Below are 16,639 nucleotides of genomic sequence, written 5' to 3' on the forward strand. Positions count from 1 at the left end.
TGAGAACATTAGCCGCAAAATCCCCGCGTATCCTGCGTGAAAGTAACAAAAGCGGCAAATCTGAATCGCGTGCTGCGTCACAAGTCGGACAGAGCAGCAGAAATCGCTGAGCCTGTTAAAATGCCGGCCCATTTCGTCAACGACTCCCGAATTTTCGTATGTCCCGACTCAATCCCCGGCAGCAAGAAGCCGTGAACTACGTCGGCGGCCCTCTATTGGTGCTCGCCGGTGCTGGCTCCGGCAAGACCAGCGTGATCACGCGCAAGATCGCGCACCTGATCCAGAACTGCGGCATCCGCGCCCAGTACATCGTCGCCATGACCTTTACCAACAAGGCCGCGCGCGAGATGAAAGAGCGGGTCGGCACCCTGTTGCGTGCCGGCGAAGGGCGTGGCCTGACCGTCTGCACCTTCCACAACCTGGGCCTGAACATCATCCGCAAGGAGCATGCGCGGCTGGGCTACAAACCCGGTTTCTCGATCTTCGACGAGACCGACGTCAAAGCCCTGATGACCGACATCATGCAGAAGGAATACGCAGGCGACGACGGCGTCGACGAGATCAAGAACATGATCGGCGCCTGGAAAAACGACCTGATCCTGCCCGCCCAGGCCCTGGAAAACGCGCGCAACCCCAAGGAACAAACCGCCGCCATCGTCTACACCCACTATCAGCGCACGCTCAAGGCGTTCAACGCGGTGGACTTCGATGACCTGATCCTGCTGCCGGTAAAGCTCTTCGAAGAACACGCCGACATTCTCGAAAAGTGGCAGAACAAGGTGCGTTACCTGCTCGTCGACGAATACCAGGACACCAACGCCAGCCAGTATTTGCTGGTGAAAATGCTCATCGGCAAGCGCAACCAGTTCACCGTGGTCGGCGACGACGACCAGTCAATCTACGCCTGGCGTGGCGCGCGCCCGGAAAACCTGATGCTGCTCAAGGACGACTATCCGTCCTTGAAAGTGGTGATGCTGGAGCAGAACTACCGCTCCACCAGCCGCATCCTGCGCTGCGCCAACGTACTGATCTCGAACAACCCGCACGAATTCGAAAAACAGCTGTGGAGCGAGATGGGCCACGGCGACGAGATCCGCGTGATCCGCTGCCGCAACGAGGACGCCGAAGCCGAGCGCGTGGCCATGGAAATCCTCAGCCTGCACTTGCGCACCGACCGCCCGTACAGCGATTTTGCGATTCTCTATCGCGGTAACTACCAGGCCAAGCTGATCGAATTGAAGCTGCAGCACCATCAGGTGCCGTATCGCCTGAGCGGCGGCAACAGCTTCTTCGGTCGCCAGGAAGTGAAGGACCTGATGGCCTACTTCCGCCTGATCGTAAACCCGGATGACGACAACGCCTTCCTGCGCGTGATCAACGTGCCGCGTCGCGAGATCGGCTCGACCACCCTGGAAAAGCTCGGCAACTACGCCACCGAGCGCAAGATCTCGATGTACGCCGCCACCGACGAAATCGGTCTTGGCGAACATCTCGACAGTCGCTTCACCGATCGTCTGGCGCGCTTCAAGCGCTTCATGGACAAGGTCCGCGAGCAGTGCGCCGGCGAAGATCCGATCTCGGCGCTGCGCAGCATGGTCATGGACATCGACTACGAGAACTGGCTGCGTACCAACAGCTCCAGCGACAAGGCTGCGGACTACCGCATGGGCAACGTCTGGTTCCTGATCGAGGCATTGAAAAACACCCTTGAGAAAGACGAAGACGGCGAGATGACCGTCGAGGACGCCATCGGCAAACTGGTGCTGCGTGACATGCTCGAGCGCCAGCAGGAAGAAGAGGACGGTGCCGAAGGTGTGCAGATGATGACGCTGCATGCGTCCAAAGGGCTGGAATTCCCCTACGTGTTCATCATGGGCATGGAAGAGGAAATCCTCCCGCACCGTTCCAGCATCGAAGCCGACACCATCGAAGAAGAACGCCGCTTGGCCTATGTGGGCATCACCCGCGCCCGCCAGACCCTGGCCTTTACCTTCGCTGCCAAGCGCAAGCAGTACGGTGAAATCATCGACTGCGCGCCGAGCCGCTTCCTCGATGAGCTGCCGCCAGACGATCTGGCCTGGGAAGGCAACGACGACACCCCGACTGAAGTCAAAGCCGTGCGCGGTAATAGCGCATTGGCCGATATACGCGCGATGTTAAAGCGCTAGAATCGACTACTTTTTAATCTACCTTCGGCGCCCATCGCGCCAACAGAGGAAGCTGTTGTGGAAGCACTGCACAAAAAAATCCGCGAAGAAGGCATCGTGCTTTCCGATCAGGTCCTGAAAGTCGACGCTTTCCTGAACCACCAGATCGACCCGGCCCTGATGAAGCTGATCGGTGACGAATTCGCCGCGCTCTTCAAGGATTCCGGGATCACCAAGATCGTCACCATCGAAGCCTCGGGCATCGCCCCGGCGATCATGACCGGTCTGAACCTCGGCGTGCCGGTGATCTTCGCCCGCAAGCAACAGTCGCTGACCCTGACTGAAAACCTGCTCTCGGCGACCGTCTACTCGTTCACCAAGAAGACCGAAAGCACCGTGGCCATTTCCCCGCGCCACCTGACCAGCAGCGACCGCGTGCTGATCATCGACGACTTCCTGGCCAACGGTAAGGCGTCGCAAGCGCTGATCTCGATCATCAAACAGGCCGGCGCCACCGTTGCCGGTCTGGGCATCGTCATTGAGAAGTCGTTCCAGGGCGGCCGCGCCGAACTGGACTCGCAGGGCTACCGCGTTGAATCCCTGGCCCGCGTGCAATCGCTGAAGGATGGCGTCGTCACCTTCATCGAGTAACCAGCGGCACCGAGTTTCCCCTGTGGGAGCGAGCCTGCTCGCGAATGCATTGTGTCAGTCACCCTGTTGAGTGAATGACCCACCGCTTTCGCGAGCAGGCTCGCTCCCACAGTGGTTTCTGGTGTGGGCAGTTATTGCGCGGTAGCTTTCAGGCCTGTGAGCAGCAGGCGTTGGAAAAGGTCCTCCTTCAGGCCCTCCGGATTGGTCAGCTGCATCCGCTCAAGATGTTCCGGGAACACTGAGGCCTCCGGCGCATCCAGCGCTGCCTTGCCCAAGTCGAGAATCTCGGTCAGCTTGAACTTGCTCTTCAGCCAGTTCAGCGCCCGCAGCAGATCCCGTTCGATGGCAGTGAAATCACAGCCCAGCGGATACTCCGGAAACAGGTTCGGATGCCGTGCGGCAATCGCCTGCAAGCGTTGCGGTGTGTTGTCGGCAAATCGTGGATCGAGACGGAAATCCTTTGGCAGCTTGCCGACTTTCTGCGCCTGCTCGATCAGCCCCGGCTGGAAGCGAGAATCACTGATGTTGAGCAGCGCTTCGATCACCGCTGCGTCGGATTTTCCGCGCAGGTCGGCGATGCCGTATTCGGTGACGACGATGTCGCGCAGGTGCCGCGGGATCGTGCAGTGGCCGTAGTCCCAGACGATATTGGAGCTGACCTCGCCGCCGGACTCGCGCCAGCTGCGCAGGATCAACATCGATCGCGCGCCCTCCAGCGCGTGGCCCTGAGCAACAAAGTTGTACTGGCCGCCTACCCCGCTGAGCACGCGTCCGTCCGCCAATTGATCAGCCACGCCGGCGCCGAGCAGAGTCATGGTGAACACGGTGTTGATGAAGCGCGCATCGATGCGCTGCAAGCGCTTGAGCTCTTCCTGGCCGTACAGCTCGTTGATGTAGCTGATGCGGGTCATGTTGAATTCCAGCAGCTTGCTTTGCGGCAACTCGCGCAGCCGCTCATAAAAACTGCGCGGGCCAAGGAAGAAGCCGCCGTGCACCGAGATACCGTCGGGCTGCGCGGCTTCGTCGAGGGTACCGGCGTTGGCCTGCTCCTGAGTCGGCACATCCGGATAGACCTTGCGCCGAATGATCCCGGCATCCGCCAATACCAACAGCCCGTTGACGAACATCTCGCTGCAACCGTAAAGGCCTTTGGCAAATGGCGCGGTGCCGCCCTCGCGCTGGATCAATTGCGCCCATTGGCTGAGGTTGATGTCATCGAGCAACGCCTGATAACCGGCGTTATCGGCCTGACGGACAAGTATCGCAGCAGTCAACGCATCCCCCATCGAACCGATACCAATCTGCAATGTACCGCCATCGCGCACCAGCGTACTGGCGTGCAAGCCAATGAAATGATCCTGAAAGCCCACCGGCATATTCGGCGTGGAAAACAGCGTGCTGCTGTCCTTTTCGTCGATCAGCAGATCAAACGTGTCGATATCGACTTCCGCATCGCCGGGCATGTACGGCAGATCCGTATGGACCTGGCCGACCAGCACAATGGTCTCCCCCGCTTCGCGGCGCTTGGCGATCATCGGCAGCAGGTCGAGGGTGATGTCCGGGTTGCAGCTCAGGCTCAGACGATCGGGATGCTCACTGTTGCTGGCCAGCAGTTGCGCCACAAGGTTCAGGCCCGCCGCATTAATGTCGCGGGCAGCATGGCTGTAATTGCTGCTGACGTAATCCTGCTGCGCCGGCGCGCTGTTGAGCAGACTGCCCGGCTGCATGAAGAACTGTTGGATTCGGATGTTGGCGGGCAGGCTGTCATGCTGGAGATCGGCGAGAAAATCAAACTCCGGATAATCACCAAACACGCGTTCGACGAAAGGCTCGATAAAGCGCTTCTGCAACCCATCGCCCAGATTCGGCCGACCGAGGCACAGCGCGGTATAGATCGTCAGCTGCCGCTCGGGCAGGTCCTTGATGCGCCGGTATAGCGCGTTAACGAAGTGATTCGGCTTGCCCAACCCCAGCGGCAGGCCCATGTGGATGTGCGCAGGCAAACGCGCCAGCACGTCGTCCACCGCCTGTTCGATCGAACACAACTGCACCATCTGAAGCCTCCCGCCCGTTCTATTGATAGGGGTAGACCGAGATTGCCTTGAGTTTGCTGCAAAGGACAGTGTTTGGTTTGGAGGGATCAGGGCCTGAATGAATCGGAAACCAGAAACCACAGACACAAAAAAACCGTCCGAAGACGGTTTTTTTTCAAAGCCGGCGCTGATTACAGACCGGACATCTCTTTGATCGCGCCCTTGAGCTCTTCATCGGAGCAATCGGCGCAGGTGCCTTTTGGCGGCATGGCGTTGATGCCGGTGATGGCCTTGGCGAGGATGCCGTCCAGACCACCCTGATGATCGGCCCGCTCCTTCCAGGCTGCCTTGTCGCCGATCTTCGGCGCGCCGAGCAGGCCCGTGCCGTGACAAGCGTTGCAGTGCTTGGCGATCACGTCTTTAGGGGCCTTTGCTCCGCCGCCACCGCCAGCGGTAGCAGCCACTTCCATACCCTTGCATTCCTGCCCTTGAACACACACCTGGCCGACGGGCTCGAGGCGTTTGGCGATGTCGTCATTTGTCGCAGCTTGAGCGCTGACAGCCCAGAGGGCCAGTACGGTTGCTGGTGCAGCCAGCATTTTCATAATTAGGTTCACGCGTTCACCCTCAATGGTGGCTATTCACGCCTGCGGCCACGGTTCGCAGGCGGGCGCAAGTATAGCGGGTAGGCCGCTGTACTGAAACAACCCCATGGTTAGAGGGGTCTTGTTGCCCATCGGTAAAACGGTTCTGGGGCCTTTGCCGTATTGGCTTGGCGCCTTCTGCTTAGAAATTCGCCGGCGTGGCTGCGCTGATTAGTCGCGCCGGCACGTCGAACGGGTTACGGAAACGATGCGGCTTGGTACTTTCAAAATAGTAGCTGTCGCCGGCTTCGAGGATAAAAGTTTCCAGACCCACCACCAGTTCGAGGCGGCCTTCGACCAGAATTCCGGTTTCCTCGCCCTCGTGGGTGAGCATTTCTTCGCCAGTGTCGGCGCCCGGCGGATAGATTTCGTTGAGGAAGGCGATGGCGCGGCTCGGGTGGGCGCGGCCGACCAGTTTCATGGTCACGGCGCCGTCGGAGATGTCGATCAGCTCATTGGCCTTGTAGACGATCTGGGTCGGCTGGTCCTGCAGGATCTCTTCGGAAAAGAACTCGACCATCGACATGGGAATGCCGCCGAGCACCTTTCTCAGCGAACTGATCGAAGGGCTGACGCTGTTCTTTTCGATCATCGAAATGGTGCTGTTGGTGACGCCCGCGCGTTTGGCGAGTTCACGCTGGGAAAGCCCTTTGAGCTTGCGGATCGATTGCAGTCGTTCACCGACGTCCAAGGCGGGAGCCTCCTGATGTTGTAAGAATATTGAGCGTTATCATGGCGACAGCGTTCAGTATTTACAACACTTGGCCCCCGCAGCGGCGTCAACCCTCGGAATAGAGCCTTGGCACACGTTTCAGGTTGCAGAAGATCTGATACGGGATGGTATCGGCCCACTTCGCCACATCGCTGGCGAGGATGTTTTTGCCCCACAGTTCGACGTTGGAACCGAGGCCCGCTTCCGGTATGTCGGTCAGGTCGATGCAGAGCATGTCCATCGACACACGCCCCAGCAGGCGGCTGAGTTTGCCGGCCACCAGCACCGGCGTGCCGGTCGGCGCCTGACGCGGGTAACCGTCGGCGTAACCCATGGCGACCACGCCGATGCGCATCGGCTTGTCGGTGATGAATCTGGCGCCATAACCGATCGGTTCGCCGGCCGGCAATTCACGCACGCTGATGACTTTCGATTCGAGGGTCATCACCGGTTGCAGGCGTTCGGCCACGGCGTTGACTTCTTCGAAGGGGGTCGCGCCGTAGAGCATGATGCCCGGGCGTACCCAGTCGCTTTGGATTTCTGGCCAACCGAGCACGGCTGGCGAGTTGCGCAGGCTGACTTCCGCCGCCAGACCCTGACGCGCCGCTTCGAACACCGCGACCTGCTCGTCGCTGCTTTGCGCATGCAGTTCATCAGCGCGGGCGAAGTGGCTCATCAACACGATTTTCGCGACTTTGCCGCTGGCCAGCAGACGTTGATAGGCCGCCGGATAATCTTTCGGATGCAGGCCGACGCGATGCATGCCGGAATCGAGCTTGAGCCACACCGTGATCGGTTTGCTCAGGACTGCCTGTTCGATCGCTTCGAGCTGCCACAGCGAATGCACCACGCACCAGAAATCATGCTCGACGATCAACGCCAGCTCGTCAGCTTCGAAGAAGCCTTCCAGCAGCAATACCGGTGCGCGAATCCCGGCGGAACGCAGCTCCAGTGCTTCTTCAATGCAGGCCACCGCAAACCCGTCAGCCTCGGCTTCCAGCGCCTGGGCGCAACGTACCGCGCCATGGCCGTAGGCGTCCGCCTTGATCACGGCGAGCGCCTTGGCGCCGGTGACTTCGCGGGCAATTCGGTAGTTGTGGCGCAGGGCTTGAAGGTCGATCAGGGCACGGGCAGGACGCATGGCGGCAGACTTCTGGGCGGTCATGGGAAGAAAAACCGGCGCTGACTGACGACGCGAACCGTCAACAGCACCGGGAGAGGGATCTGTAAAACGTTATGGCAGCGCGGCGACGATGGATATCTCCACCAGAATGCTTGGCTTGGCCATCTTCGCTTCGACGGTGGCACGGGCCGGTGCGGCGCCTTTTGGCAGCCACTGGTCCCACACCGCGTTCATCCCGGCGAAGTGCGCTTCAATGTCGTTCAGGTAGATCGTCGCCGACAACAGATGCTGCTTGTCCGTCCCGGCCAGATCGAGCAGGCGCTCGATATTGGCGAGCACCTCGCGGGTCTGCTGTTCAATTCCGGCGTCAAAGTCGTCGCCGACCTGCCCGGCCAGATACACGGTGCCGTTGTGGCTGACGATCTGACTCATGCGCTCATTGGTGAGCTGGCGCTGGATTGACATGTTTTGCGGACTCCTGGGTCTGGTTGCCGTAACGGGAAATATCGAGGCCTTCGGCGCTGATCTGCGGCTTTTTCTTCGCCATCAGGTCGGCGAGCAAACGGCCGGAACCGCAAGCCATGGTCCAGCCGAGCGTACCGTGACCGGTGTTGAGGAACAGGTTCTTGAACGGCGTGGCGCCAACGATCGGCGTGCCGTCCGGCGTAGTCGGACGCAGGCCGGTCCAGAAACTCGCCTCGGCCAGATTGCCGCCCTGAGGATAAAGGTCGTTGACGATCATCTCCAGGGTTTCACGCCGACGCGGGTTAAGCGACAGGTCAAAACCGGCGATCTCGGCCATGCCGCCGACGCGGATGCGGTTGTCGAAACGGGTGATCGCGACCTTGTAGGTCTCGTCGAGAATGGTCGACGTCGGCGCCATGTCCGGGTTGGTGATCGGCACGGTCAGCGAGTAGCCCTTGAGCGGATACACCGGAGCCTTGATGCCCAGCGGCTTGAGCAGTTGCGGCGAGTAGCTGCCGAGCGCCAGCACGTAGCGGTCAGCGGTTTCCAGCTTGCCGTCGATCCACACACCGTTGATGCGATCACCGGCGTAATCGAGCTTCTGGATGTCCTGGCCGAAACGGAATTCCACACCGAGCTTGCGCGCCATTTCGGCGAGACGGGTGGTGAAGATCTGGCAGTCGCCGGTCTGGTCGTTGGGCAAACGCAGGGCGCCAGCGAGAATGTCAGTCACGCCTGCCAGAGCCGGTTCGACGCGGGCGATGCCGGCGCGGTCGAGGACTTCAAAGGGCACGCCGGATTCTTTCAGCACGGCGATGTCTTTGGCGGCGTTATCCAGTTGCGCCTGAGTACGGAACAATTGCGTGGTGCCGAGGCTGCGGCCTTCGTAGGCGATACCGGTTTCGGCGCGCAATTCATCGAGGCAGTCGCGGCTGTACTCGGACAGACGCACCATGCGCTCCTTGTTCACCGCGTAACGGCTGGCGGTGCAGTTGCGCAGCATTTGCGCCATCCACAGGTATTGGTCGATATCAGCGGTGGCCTTGATCGCCAATGGCGCATGGCGTTGCAGCAGCCACTTGATGGCCTTGAGCGGCACGCCCGGCGCGGCCCACGGCGAGGCATAACCCGGCGAGACCTGGCCGGCGTTGGCGAAACTGGTCTCCATGGCCGCAGCAGGCTGCCGGTCGACCACCACCACTTCAAACCCGGCACGGGCCAGATAGTAAGCACTGGCGTTACCGATGACGCCGCTACCCAAGACCATGACGCGCATTTTCAATCCCTCATCGCGGCTTTTCGCCGAACTGTTTGTTAGAGCAATGATGGGCGCAGTGTAAAAAAGAAATGCCAGTGCTTTTCACTATATAAGCGCCTATATTTGGCGACAATTCTCGGCAAAAACCCTTTTCACGGAGGCGCATCCCCTATGCGTACTAACACTCAGACCAAACGTGAGCTGGACAAGATCGACCGCAACATCCTGCGCATCCTCCAGGCGGACGGGCGGATTTCCTTTACCGAACTCGGGGAAAAGGTCGGTCTCTCGACCACGCCCTGCACCGAGCGCGTGCGGCGCCTGGAGCGCGAGGGGATCATCATGGGCTACAACGCCCGGCTCAATCCGCAGCACTTGAAGGGTAGCTTGCTGGTGTTTGTCGAGATCAGCCTCGACTACAAATCCGGCGACACATTCGAAGAATTCAGACGCGCGGTGCTGAAGCTGCCGCATGTGCTGGAGTGCCATTTGGTGTCAGGGGATTTCGACTATCTGGTGAAAGCGCGGATTTCCGAGATGGCCTCGTACCGCAAACTGCTCGGCGACATTCTGTTGAAGCTGCCACATGTGCGTGAATCGAAGAGCTATATCGTCATGGAAGAGGTGAAAGAGAGCCTTTGCCTGCCGATTCCGGATTGATCACCGCAATGATCGTTCCCACGCTCTGCGTGGGAATGCAGCCCGGGACGCTCTGCGTCCCAAAGGCCGAACGCGGAGCGTCCGAAGAGGCATTCCCACGCAGAGCGTGGGAACGATCTCTTAAACCAACACCTGCCGATTCGCCGCCATGTACTCGAAAATCTGCTTCTCGACCCGTGGATGTATCAACTCCACCGGCCGCCGCTCGTTCGGGCACGGCAGGGTCTTGGTCGTACCAAACAATCGACAGATCAGCGGCCGCTCTTCATACACCGTGCAGCCATTCGGCCCCAGGTGCACACAGTTGAGTTCTTCCAGCGCGGCATCCTGCTCGGCGCGGGATTTGCGCGGCAGCCGGGCCATTTCCTCGGGCGACGTGGTCACCGGGCCGCAGCAGTCGTGGCAGCCCGGCACGCAGTCGAACGTGGGGATCTGCTGACGCAGGGTGCGGATTTTCTGACTGTTGCAGCTCATCGAAACGGTGACCAAAGTGGCGGGCTGATGATTGTGCCGCAAAAGTCCGGATCCAGACACCGCAGGCCGACCGATGTTGCCCACGTTCGGGCGCGCGGCTTATGCTCCGTCAAATTTTCTCGACACTCAGCCGTTGGATGATGCCCATGACCGCCCGCGCCCCGACCACCGCGAGCCAACCCCACGTTGCCTCTTATTACGCCGCCAGCAGCCTGCCGCAGCCTGACCATCCCGTGCTGCAAGGCGAGGTGGTGGCGGATGTCTGCGTGGTCGGCGGCGGCTTTTCCGGGCTGAATACGGCGCTGGAACTGGCCGAACGCGGTTTCAGCGTGGTGTTGCTGGAAGCGCACAGGATCGGCTGGGGCGCCAGCGGTCGCAACGGCGGGCAGTTGATTCGCGGTGTCGGTCACGGCCTTGATCAGTTCGCCAATGTCATCGGTGCCGAGGGCGTGCGCGAAATGAAACTCATGGGCCTGGAAGCGGTGGAGATTGTCCGCCAGCGCGTCGAGCGTTTCGGCATTGCCTGCGACCTGACCTGGGGCTACTGCGATCTTGCCAACAAGCCCTCCGATCTAGAAGGTTTTGCCGAAGACGCCGAAGAGTTGCGCAGCCTCGGTTACCGCTACGAAACCCGCCTGTTGCAGGCCAGTGAAATGCACACTGTGGTCGGCTCCAAACGATATGTCGGCGGCTTGATCGACATGGGCTCCGGGCATCTGCACCCGCTGAATCTGGCGCTGGGCGAAGCGGCAGCGGCTCAGCAACTGGGCGTGCAATTGTTCGAGCGTTCGGCAGTGACGCGCATCGATTACGGCCCCGAAGTGAAGGTGCACACGGCGCAGGGCTCGGTGCGGGCGAAGACTCTGGTGTTGGGCTGCAATGCCTATCTCCATGACCTCAACCCGCAACTGAGCGGCAAGGTCCTGCCCGCCGGCAGCTACATCATCGCCACCGAACCGCTGAGCGCAGAGCAGGCGCACAACCTGCTGCCGCAGAACATGGCGGTCTGCGACCAGCGGGTGGCGCTCGATTACTACCGGCTCTCGGCGGATCGACGTTTGTTGTTTGGTGGCGCCTGCCATTATTCAGGGCGCGATCCGAAAGACATCGGGGCCTATATGAAACCGAAGATGCTTGAAGTGTTCCCGCAACTGGCCGGGGTGAAAATCGATTATCAGTGGGGCGGGATGATCGGCATCGGTGCCAACCGCTTGCCGCAGATTGGCCGGCTCGCCGACCAGCCGAACGTGTATTTCGCCCAGGCTTATTCGGGCCACGGAGTGAATGCCACACACCTGGCCGGCAAGCTGCTGGCCGAGGCGATCAGCGGGCAGCATGGCGGCGGCTTTGATCTGTTCGCCAAGGTGCCGCACATCACCTTCCCGGGCGGCAAGCATTTGCGCTCGCCGTTGTTGGCGTTGGGGATGTTGTGGCATCGGCTGAAAGAGTTGGTCTGACGAATCAGGATCGTTCCCACGCTCCGCGTGGGAATGCATCCAGTGACGCTCTGCGTCACAGCGGACGCAGAGCGTCCGGGGCGGCGTTCCCACGCAGAGCGTGGGAACGATCTGTGGTATTCATATCCGCCAAAACGGCTTCAACCCCTCCTCCCTTGCCTGCTCCCGCGTCAACCCGACATCCTTGAGCTGCTCCGGTGTCAGGCCGAGCAACGCCTTGCGCGTGTGCAGACGATGCCAGAACAGCTCCCAGCGACTGAGGCCGGACGGCGCGTTACGCAGCAGATTGCGCGCGTGGTCTTTTTGCCCTGCCGCCAGTTCCTGACTGTGTAACGTCAGCCGCACATCGCTCAAGCCGTTCATTTTCGTTGCTCCTGTTTACTTGGGTAGCCAGAGATTCCATGATGCGCGGGCCAGCAAAACCATTACAGAATCAAAGAACCTGTATTAAATCCATACAGATTTGCCGATTCGCTGACTGAATGATCGATTTTTGCCGCATCTGTACTGGTTTCCACCGATACGCACCGAGGCCGCCATGACTCTGTATGCAAACCTCGCCGAATTGCTCGGCACCCGCATCGAACAAGGCTTCTATCGTCCCGGCGACCGCTTGCCGTCGGTCCGTGCCTTGAGCGTCGAACACGGAGTCAGTCTGAGCACGGTACAGCAGGCTTATCGCGTGCTTGAAGACAGCGGTCTGGCCACGCCAAAACCCAAGTCCGGCTATTTTGTCCCCGTCGGACGCGAGTTGCCGGAGCTGCCTGCGATCGGCCGCCCGGCGCAACGGCCAGTGGAGATTTCGCAGTGGGACCAGGTGCTGGAATTGATCCGCGCCGTACCGCGCAAGGACGTTGTGCAATTGGGCCGCGGCATGCCCGACGTCGGCTCACCCACCATGAAGCCGCTGCTGCGTGGGCTGGCGCGAATCAGTCGGCGGCAGGACATGCCCGGTCTGTATTACGACAATATCCACGGCAACCTCGAACTGCGCGAACAGATCGCGCGCCTGATGCTCGATTCCGGCTGCCAGTTGAGCGCCAGCGATCTGGTGATCACCACTGGCTGCCACGAAGCACTGTCCACCAGCATCCACGCGATCTGCGAGCCGGGCGACATCGTCGCGGTGGACTCGCCGAGTTTCCACGGCGCCATGCAGACCCTCAAAGGCCTGGGCATGAAAGCCCTGGAAATCCCCACCGACCCGCTCACCGGGATCAGCCTCGACGCCCTGGAACTGGCGCTGGAACAGTGGCCGATCAAGGCCATTCAGCTCACCCCAAACTGCAACAACCCGCTCGGCTACGTCATGCCCGAGTCGCGCAAACGCGCGTTGTTGACGCTCGCCCAGCGTTTCGACGTGGCGATCATCGAAGACGATGTGTATGGCGAGCTGGCCTATACCTACCCGCGCCCGCGTACGATCAAATCCTTCGACGAAGACGGCCGCGTGTTGCTCTGCAGCTCGTTCTCCAAGACCCTGGCGCCGGGGCTGCGCATCGGCTGGGTGGCGCCGGGTCGATATCTGGAGCGAGTGCTGCACATGAAATACATCAGCACCGGCTCCACCGCGCCACAACCGCAGATCGCCATCGCCGAATTCATCAAGGCCGGCCATTTCGAGCCGCACTTGCGGCGCATGCGCATGCAGTACCAACGCAATCGTGACGCGATGATCGACTGGGTGACGCGCTATTTCCCGGCCGGCACCCGCGCCAGTCGCCCGCAGGGCAGCTTCATGCTCTGGGTGGAGCTGCCGGAAGGTTTCGACACGCTGAAACTGAATCGTGCGCTGCACGATCAGGGCGTACAGATTGCCGTTGGCAGCATCTTTTCCGCCTCGGGCAAGTACCGCAATTGTCTGCGGATGAACTACGCTGCCAAACCAACAGCGCAGATCGAAGAAGCGGTGCGCAAGGTCGGCGCTGCGGCAATCAAATTACTCGCCGAGACCGACTGACCTTTTTTGCGCGCCCGGCGTCCAAATTGCCGACCTCAGCCGCCAACCGGAACGACCCTACGTGAGCTTCAGACAGCCCCTACTCGCTTTACTGATACTCGCCTCGTTCCTCAGCGGCTGCGCCAGCCTTGATGTGTCGCGCGAACCAAGCCAGGCCCTGCCGGCGTCGGACTCCAGCTTCGGCCGTTCGATTCAGGCTCAGGCCGCGCCCTACAAAGGGCAGTCGGGGTTTCGCCTGCTCTCCGACAGCGGCGAGGCGTTTACTGCCAGGGCCGAGCTGATTCGTCACGCCCAGGTCAGCCTCGATTTGCAGTACTACATCGTCCACGACGGCATCAGCACGCGGATGCTGGTGGAGGAAGTGTTGAAGGCGGCCGACCGTGGCGTGCGCGTGCGCATCCTGCTCGACGACACCACCAGCGACGGCCTCGACCAGATCATCGCGACCCTTGCGGCACATCCGCAGATCCAGATTCGTTTGTTCAATCCGTTGCACCTGGGACGCAGCACCGGCGTAACACGCGCGGCCGGGCGACTGTTCAATCTGTCCGTGCAGCACCGGCGCATGCACAACAAGTTGTGGCTGGCGGACAACAGCGCGGCCATCGTCGGCGGGCGCAATCTGGGCGATGAATATTTCGACGCCGAACCCAATCTGAATTTCACCGACATCGACATGCTCAGCATCGGCCCGGTGGCCGAGCAGCTCGGACACAGTTTCGACCAGTACTGGAACAGCGCGCTGAGCAAGCCGATCGACGAATTCCTCTCCAGCCAACCGACCGCCGCCGACCTGCAAAACACGCGCACGCGCCTGGAAGAGTCGCTGGAAGAAACCCGCAAGCAGAACCACGCGCTGTATCAGCAGTTGATGAAGTTCACCACCGACCCGCGCATGGACATCTGGCGCAGAGAGCTGATCTGGGCCTGGAACCAGGCCTTGTGGGATGCGCCGAGCAAGGTCCTGTCCAAGGGCGAACCCGATCCGCATCTGCTGCTGACCACGCAACTGGCGCCGGAACTGACCGGCGTCAGCAAAGAGCTGATCATGATTTCCGCCTACTTCGTGCCGGGTCAGCCAGGGCTGGTCTATCTGACCGGGCGCGCCGATGCCGGGGTCTCCGTGAGCCTGCTGACCAATTCACTGGAGGCCACTGACGTGCCGGCGGTGCATGGCGGTTACGCGCCCTATCGCAAGGCGTTGCTTGAACACGGGGTGAAACTCTATGAGTTGCGCCGCCAGCCTGGGGATAACTACGGCAGCGGGCCACGCGTGTTCTACAGCAAGTCGTTTCGCGGCTCGGATTCCAGCCTGCACAGCAAGGCGATGATCTTTGATCGACGCAAATCGTTTATCGGCTCGTTCAATTTCGACCCGCGCTCGGTGCTGTGGAACACCGAGGTCGGCGTCCTGGTGGACAGCCCGGAACTGGCCGAGCATGTGCGCGCACTGGCACTGCAAGGCATGGCGCCAACCTTGAGTTATCAGGCGAAACTCGAGGACGGCAAGGTCGTCTGGGTCACCGAGGACAACGGCCAGATGCATACCCTGACCAAAGAACCGGGGAGCTGGTGGCGGCGCTTCAACTCATGGTTCAGCACCAGCGTCGGCCTGGAGCGGATGCTGTAAAAAGCAAAGATCGCAGCCTTCGGCAGCTCCTACAGTTGGAAATGCGTTTGCCTTGTAGGAGCTGCCGAAGGCTGCGATCTTTTTATCTCAAGCAGTCTGGATTTTGCCGAAGGCGCCCTGGCGCAACAACAGGATAACCAACCCGAAAGCCCCAGCCGCCATTAACAGTGGCAACGCATGCCCGTTGATCCACTGACTCCCCGCCCCCGCCGCCAACGGCCCGACCAGACAACCGACACCCCACAACTGGGCAATATGCGCATTGGCGCGCACCAGCGCATCGTCACGATAACGCTCGCCAATCAGAATCAGCGACAGGGTAAACAAGCCGCCAGCACTGGCGCCGAACAGCACCCAAAGCGGCCAGATCAGCAGCGTGTCGAGCAGCATTGGAATGGCCAGACTCGACAGCATTAACACTACCGCGCACCCGGCAAACAGCGTGCGCCGCGACAGGTAATCGGCCAGGGCGCCAATCGGCAATTGCAGCAGCGCATCGCCGACCACCACGGTGCTGACCATGGCCAGCGCGATTTCGGCGGTGAACCCCTGTTGCAGGCAGTACACCGGCAGCAACGTCAGGATCATCGCTTCGAACGCGGCGAACAATGACACCGCCCAGGCAATCGCCGGCAGCTCACGGGCAAAGCCCCACAGATCGCCAAACGTGACGCTGTTGGCCTCGCTGCTCGGCGCGCCGCTGCGCCCCAGCAGCAGGAAAGGCGAGAGCGTCAGCAGACCGACCCCGACCCAGAAACCGTAATCATGCTCGGTACCCAGCGCACCCAGCAGCAACGGACCGGACAGCTGGCTCAGCGCATAGCTGCTGCCATACAGCGCCACCAGACGCCCGCGCCACTGCTCGACCACCAGCTGATTGATCCAGCTCTCGCCAAGAATGAACACGATGGTCAGGATCACACCGATCAGCAACCGCAGCAGCAACCAGATCGGATAACTCGGCAGCAGCGCCAGCAGGCCGATCGACAATGCCCCGGCCCACAGGCACAGGCGCATCAGGTTCGCCGTGCCGAAATACGCAGCGAGATGGCTGGAAACCTTCGCCCCGAGCAGCACGCCGATTGCCGGCATGGCTGCCATCACACCGATGGCGAACGAGCCGTAGCCCCAGCCCTCCAGACGCAACGACACCAGCGGCATGCTGACCCCCAGGGCCAGACCGACACTCAAGACAGACGCCAACACGGCGAAATACGTCGCCCACCGCATGTTCCACGCTCCTGTGGATATTTTTATATGCACCACAAAATCACTGTGGGAGCGAGCCCCTGTGGCGAGGGGATTTATCCCCGTTGGGTCGCGCAGCGGCCCCAAAACCTGCAACCACGATGTACCAGGTACACCGCGTGCAATGGTTTAGCGACTGCTTCGCAGCCAAACGGGGATAAATCCCCTCACCACAGA

At 60.8% G+C, this 16,639-nt stretch carries 15 protein-coding genes; 6 read left to right on the plus strand and 9 right to left on the minus strand.

Translation table 11 applies throughout. The annotated features are described in order from the left end of the window. Nucleotides 1-158: 158 nt before the first annotated feature. Both rep and ACZ9BE_RS23625 read left to right on the plus strand, forming a co-directional pair. A complete protein-coding gene (gene rep, locus ACZ9BE_RS23620; RefSeq protein ID WP_016772574.1) occupies nt 159-2,168 on the plus strand; it encodes a DNA helicase Rep in 2,010 nt (669 codons plus the stop codon). A gap of 57 nt (nt 2,169-2,225) precedes the next feature. Then, nucleotides 2,226-2,798 (plus strand): xanthine phosphoribosyltransferase, encoded by a 573-nt coding sequence (locus ACZ9BE_RS23625; protein WP_016772573.1) that lies wholly within the window; start codon nt 2,226-2,228, stop codon nt 2,796-2,798. Between the two features lie 131 nt (nt 2,799-2,929). On the opposite strand, the gene ACZ9BE_RS23630 is transcribed toward ACZ9BE_RS23625, so the two are convergent. The 6 genes from ACZ9BE_RS23630 to dadA all read right to left on the minus strand — a co-directional run bounded on the left by ACZ9BE_RS23630 (nt 2,930) and on the right by dadA (nt 9,051). Next, complete coding sequence (locus tag ACZ9BE_RS23630) at nt 2,930-4,852, minus strand: acetyl-CoA hydrolase/transferase C-terminal domain-containing protein (protein WP_476249997.1); 1,923 nt, start codon at nt 4,850-4,852, stop codon at nt 2,930-2,932. A gap of 170 nt (nt 4,853-5,022) precedes the next feature. Next, the gene (locus tag ACZ9BE_RS23635) at nt 5,023-5,436 is read right to left on the minus strand and encodes a c-type cytochrome (RefSeq protein ID WP_039757383.1); all 414 of its coding nucleotides are present in this window, start codon (nt 5,434-5,436) and stop codon (nt 5,023-5,025) included. A gap of 181 nt (nt 5,437-5,617) precedes the next feature. Beyond that, nucleotides 5,618-6,166: a cupin domain-containing protein gene (locus tag ACZ9BE_RS23640; protein WP_016772566.1), complete on the minus strand. Its 549-nt coding sequence runs from the start codon at nt 6,164-6,166 to the stop codon at nt 5,618-5,620. Between the two features lie 88 nt (nt 6,167-6,254). Continuing rightward, nucleotides 6,255-7,328: an alanine racemase gene (gene alr / locus ACZ9BE_RS23645; protein WP_476249998.1), complete on the minus strand. Its 1,074-nt coding sequence runs from the start codon at nt 7,326-7,328 to the stop codon at nt 6,255-6,257. A 93-nt stretch (nt 7,329-7,421) separates the two neighbouring features. Next, on the minus strand, nt 7,422-7,775 hold the full coding sequence (locus ACZ9BE_RS23650) for a RidA family protein (RefSeq protein ID WP_041476645.1): 354 nt from the start codon (nt 7,773-7,775) through the stop codon (nt 7,422-7,424). Further along, nucleotides 7,747-9,051, minus strand: coding sequence for a D-amino acid dehydrogenase (gene dadA, locus ACZ9BE_RS23655; RefSeq protein WP_476249999.1), 1,305 nt, complete (start codon nt 9,049-9,051; stop codon nt 7,747-7,749). Before dadA ends, ACZ9BE_RS23650 begins: the two co-directional genes overlap by 29 nt. Nucleotides 9,052-9,204: 153 nt before the next feature. Here dadA and ACZ9BE_RS23660 point away from each other — a divergent pair, with 153 nt between their 5' ends. Further along, nucleotides 9,205-9,693 carry an Lrp/AsnC ligand binding domain-containing protein gene (locus ACZ9BE_RS23660; protein ID WP_010465173.1) on the plus strand — a complete coding sequence of 163 codons (489 nt, stop codon included), beginning with the start codon at nt 9,205-9,207 and terminating at the stop codon, nt 9,691-9,693. 120 nt (nt 9,694-9,813) lie between these two features. On the opposite strand, the gene ACZ9BE_RS23665 is transcribed toward ACZ9BE_RS23660, so the two are convergent. Beyond that, on the minus strand, nt 9,814-10,167 hold the full coding sequence (locus ACZ9BE_RS23665; RefSeq protein ID WP_041476668.1) for a YkgJ family cysteine cluster protein: 354 nt from the start codon (nt 10,165-10,167) through the stop codon (nt 9,814-9,816). A 146-nt stretch (nt 10,168-10,313) separates the two neighbouring features. Between ACZ9BE_RS23665 and ACZ9BE_RS23670 the strand changes: the two genes are divergently transcribed. Continuing rightward, complete coding sequence (locus tag ACZ9BE_RS23670) at nt 10,314-11,624, plus strand: NAD(P)/FAD-dependent oxidoreductase (protein ID WP_095181245.1); 1,311 nt, start codon at nt 10,314-10,316, stop codon at nt 11,622-11,624. Between the two features lie 120 nt (nt 11,625-11,744). Here ACZ9BE_RS23670 and ACZ9BE_RS23675 read toward each other — a convergent pair whose 3' ends face one another. Further along, the gene (locus tag ACZ9BE_RS23675) at nt 11,745-11,987 is read right to left on the minus strand and encodes a DUF1127 domain-containing protein (RefSeq protein WP_095181243.1); all 243 of its coding nucleotides are present in this window, start codon (nt 11,985-11,987) and stop codon (nt 11,745-11,747) included. Nucleotides 11,988-12,162: 175 nt separating this feature from the next. On the opposite strand from ACZ9BE_RS23675, the gene ACZ9BE_RS23680 reads away from it, so the two are divergent. Together ACZ9BE_RS23680 and ACZ9BE_RS23685 are read left to right on the plus strand one after the other, a co-directional pair. Continuing rightward, nucleotides 12,163-13,584 (plus strand): aminotransferase-like domain-containing protein, encoded by a 1,422-nt coding sequence (locus ACZ9BE_RS23680; protein ID WP_476250000.1) that lies wholly within the window; start codon nt 12,163-12,165, stop codon nt 13,582-13,584. Between the two features lie 61 nt (nt 13,585-13,645). After that, complete coding sequence (locus tag ACZ9BE_RS23685; RefSeq protein WP_252887009.1) at nt 13,646-15,214, plus strand: phospholipase D family protein; 1,569 nt, start codon at nt 13,646-13,648, stop codon at nt 15,212-15,214. 87 nt (nt 15,215-15,301) lie between these two features. Here ACZ9BE_RS23685 and ACZ9BE_RS23690 read toward each other — a convergent pair whose 3' ends face one another. Then, nucleotides 15,302-16,444, minus strand: a complete 1,143-nt coding sequence (locus ACZ9BE_RS23690; protein WP_252868468.1) for an MFS transporter — start codon at nt 16,442-16,444, stop codon at nt 15,302-15,304. Between the last annotated feature and the right edge of the window lie 195 nt (nt 16,445-16,639).

The sequence above is a fragment of the Pseudomonas sp. TE9122 genome (genome assembly GCF_056278925.1).

Coding starts and splice junctions, on each gene's coding strand:
- ACZ9BE_RS23660 (WP_010465173.1), top strand. CDS start 9,205: ATGCGTACTAACACTCAGACCAAACGTGAGCTGGACAAGATCGACCGC.
- ACZ9BE_RS23680 (WP_476250000.1), top strand. CDS start 12,163: ATGACTCTGTATGCAAACCTCGCCGAATTGCTCGGCACCCGCATCGAA.
- alr (WP_476249998.1), bottom strand. CDS start 7,328: ATGCGTCCTGCCCGTGCCCTGATCGACCTTCAAGCCCTGCGCCACAAC.
- ACZ9BE_RS23670 (WP_095181245.1), top strand. CDS start 10,314: ATGACCGCCCGCGCCCCGACCACCGCGAGCCAACCCCACGTTGCCTCT.
- rep (WP_016772574.1), top strand. CDS start 159: ATGTCCCGACTCAATCCCCGGCAGCAAGAAGCCGTGAACTACGTCGGC.
- ACZ9BE_RS23650 (WP_041476645.1), bottom strand. CDS start 7,775: ATGTCAATCCAGCGCCAGCTCACCAATGAGCGCATGAGTCAGATCGTC.
- ACZ9BE_RS23675 (WP_095181243.1), bottom strand. CDS start 11,987: ATGAACGGCTTGAGCGATGTGCGGCTGACGTTACACAGTCAGGAACTG.
- dadA (WP_476249999.1), bottom strand. CDS start 9,051: ATGCGCGTCATGGTCTTGGGTAGCGGCGTCATCGGTAACGCCAGTGCT.
- ACZ9BE_RS23665 (WP_041476668.1), bottom strand. CDS start 10,167: ATGAGCTGCAACAGTCAGAAAATCCGCACCCTGCGTCAGCAGATCCCC.
- ACZ9BE_RS23690 (WP_252868468.1), bottom strand. CDS start 16,444: ATGCGGTGGGCGACGTATTTCGCCGTGTTGGCGTCTGTCTTGAGTGTC.
- ACZ9BE_RS23630 (WP_476249997.1), bottom strand. CDS start 4,852: ATGGTGCAGTTGTGTTCGATCGAACAGGCGGTGGACGACGTGCTGGCG.
- ACZ9BE_RS23635 (WP_039757383.1), bottom strand. CDS start 5,436: ATGAAAATGCTGGCTGCACCAGCAACCGTACTGGCCCTCTGGGCTGTC.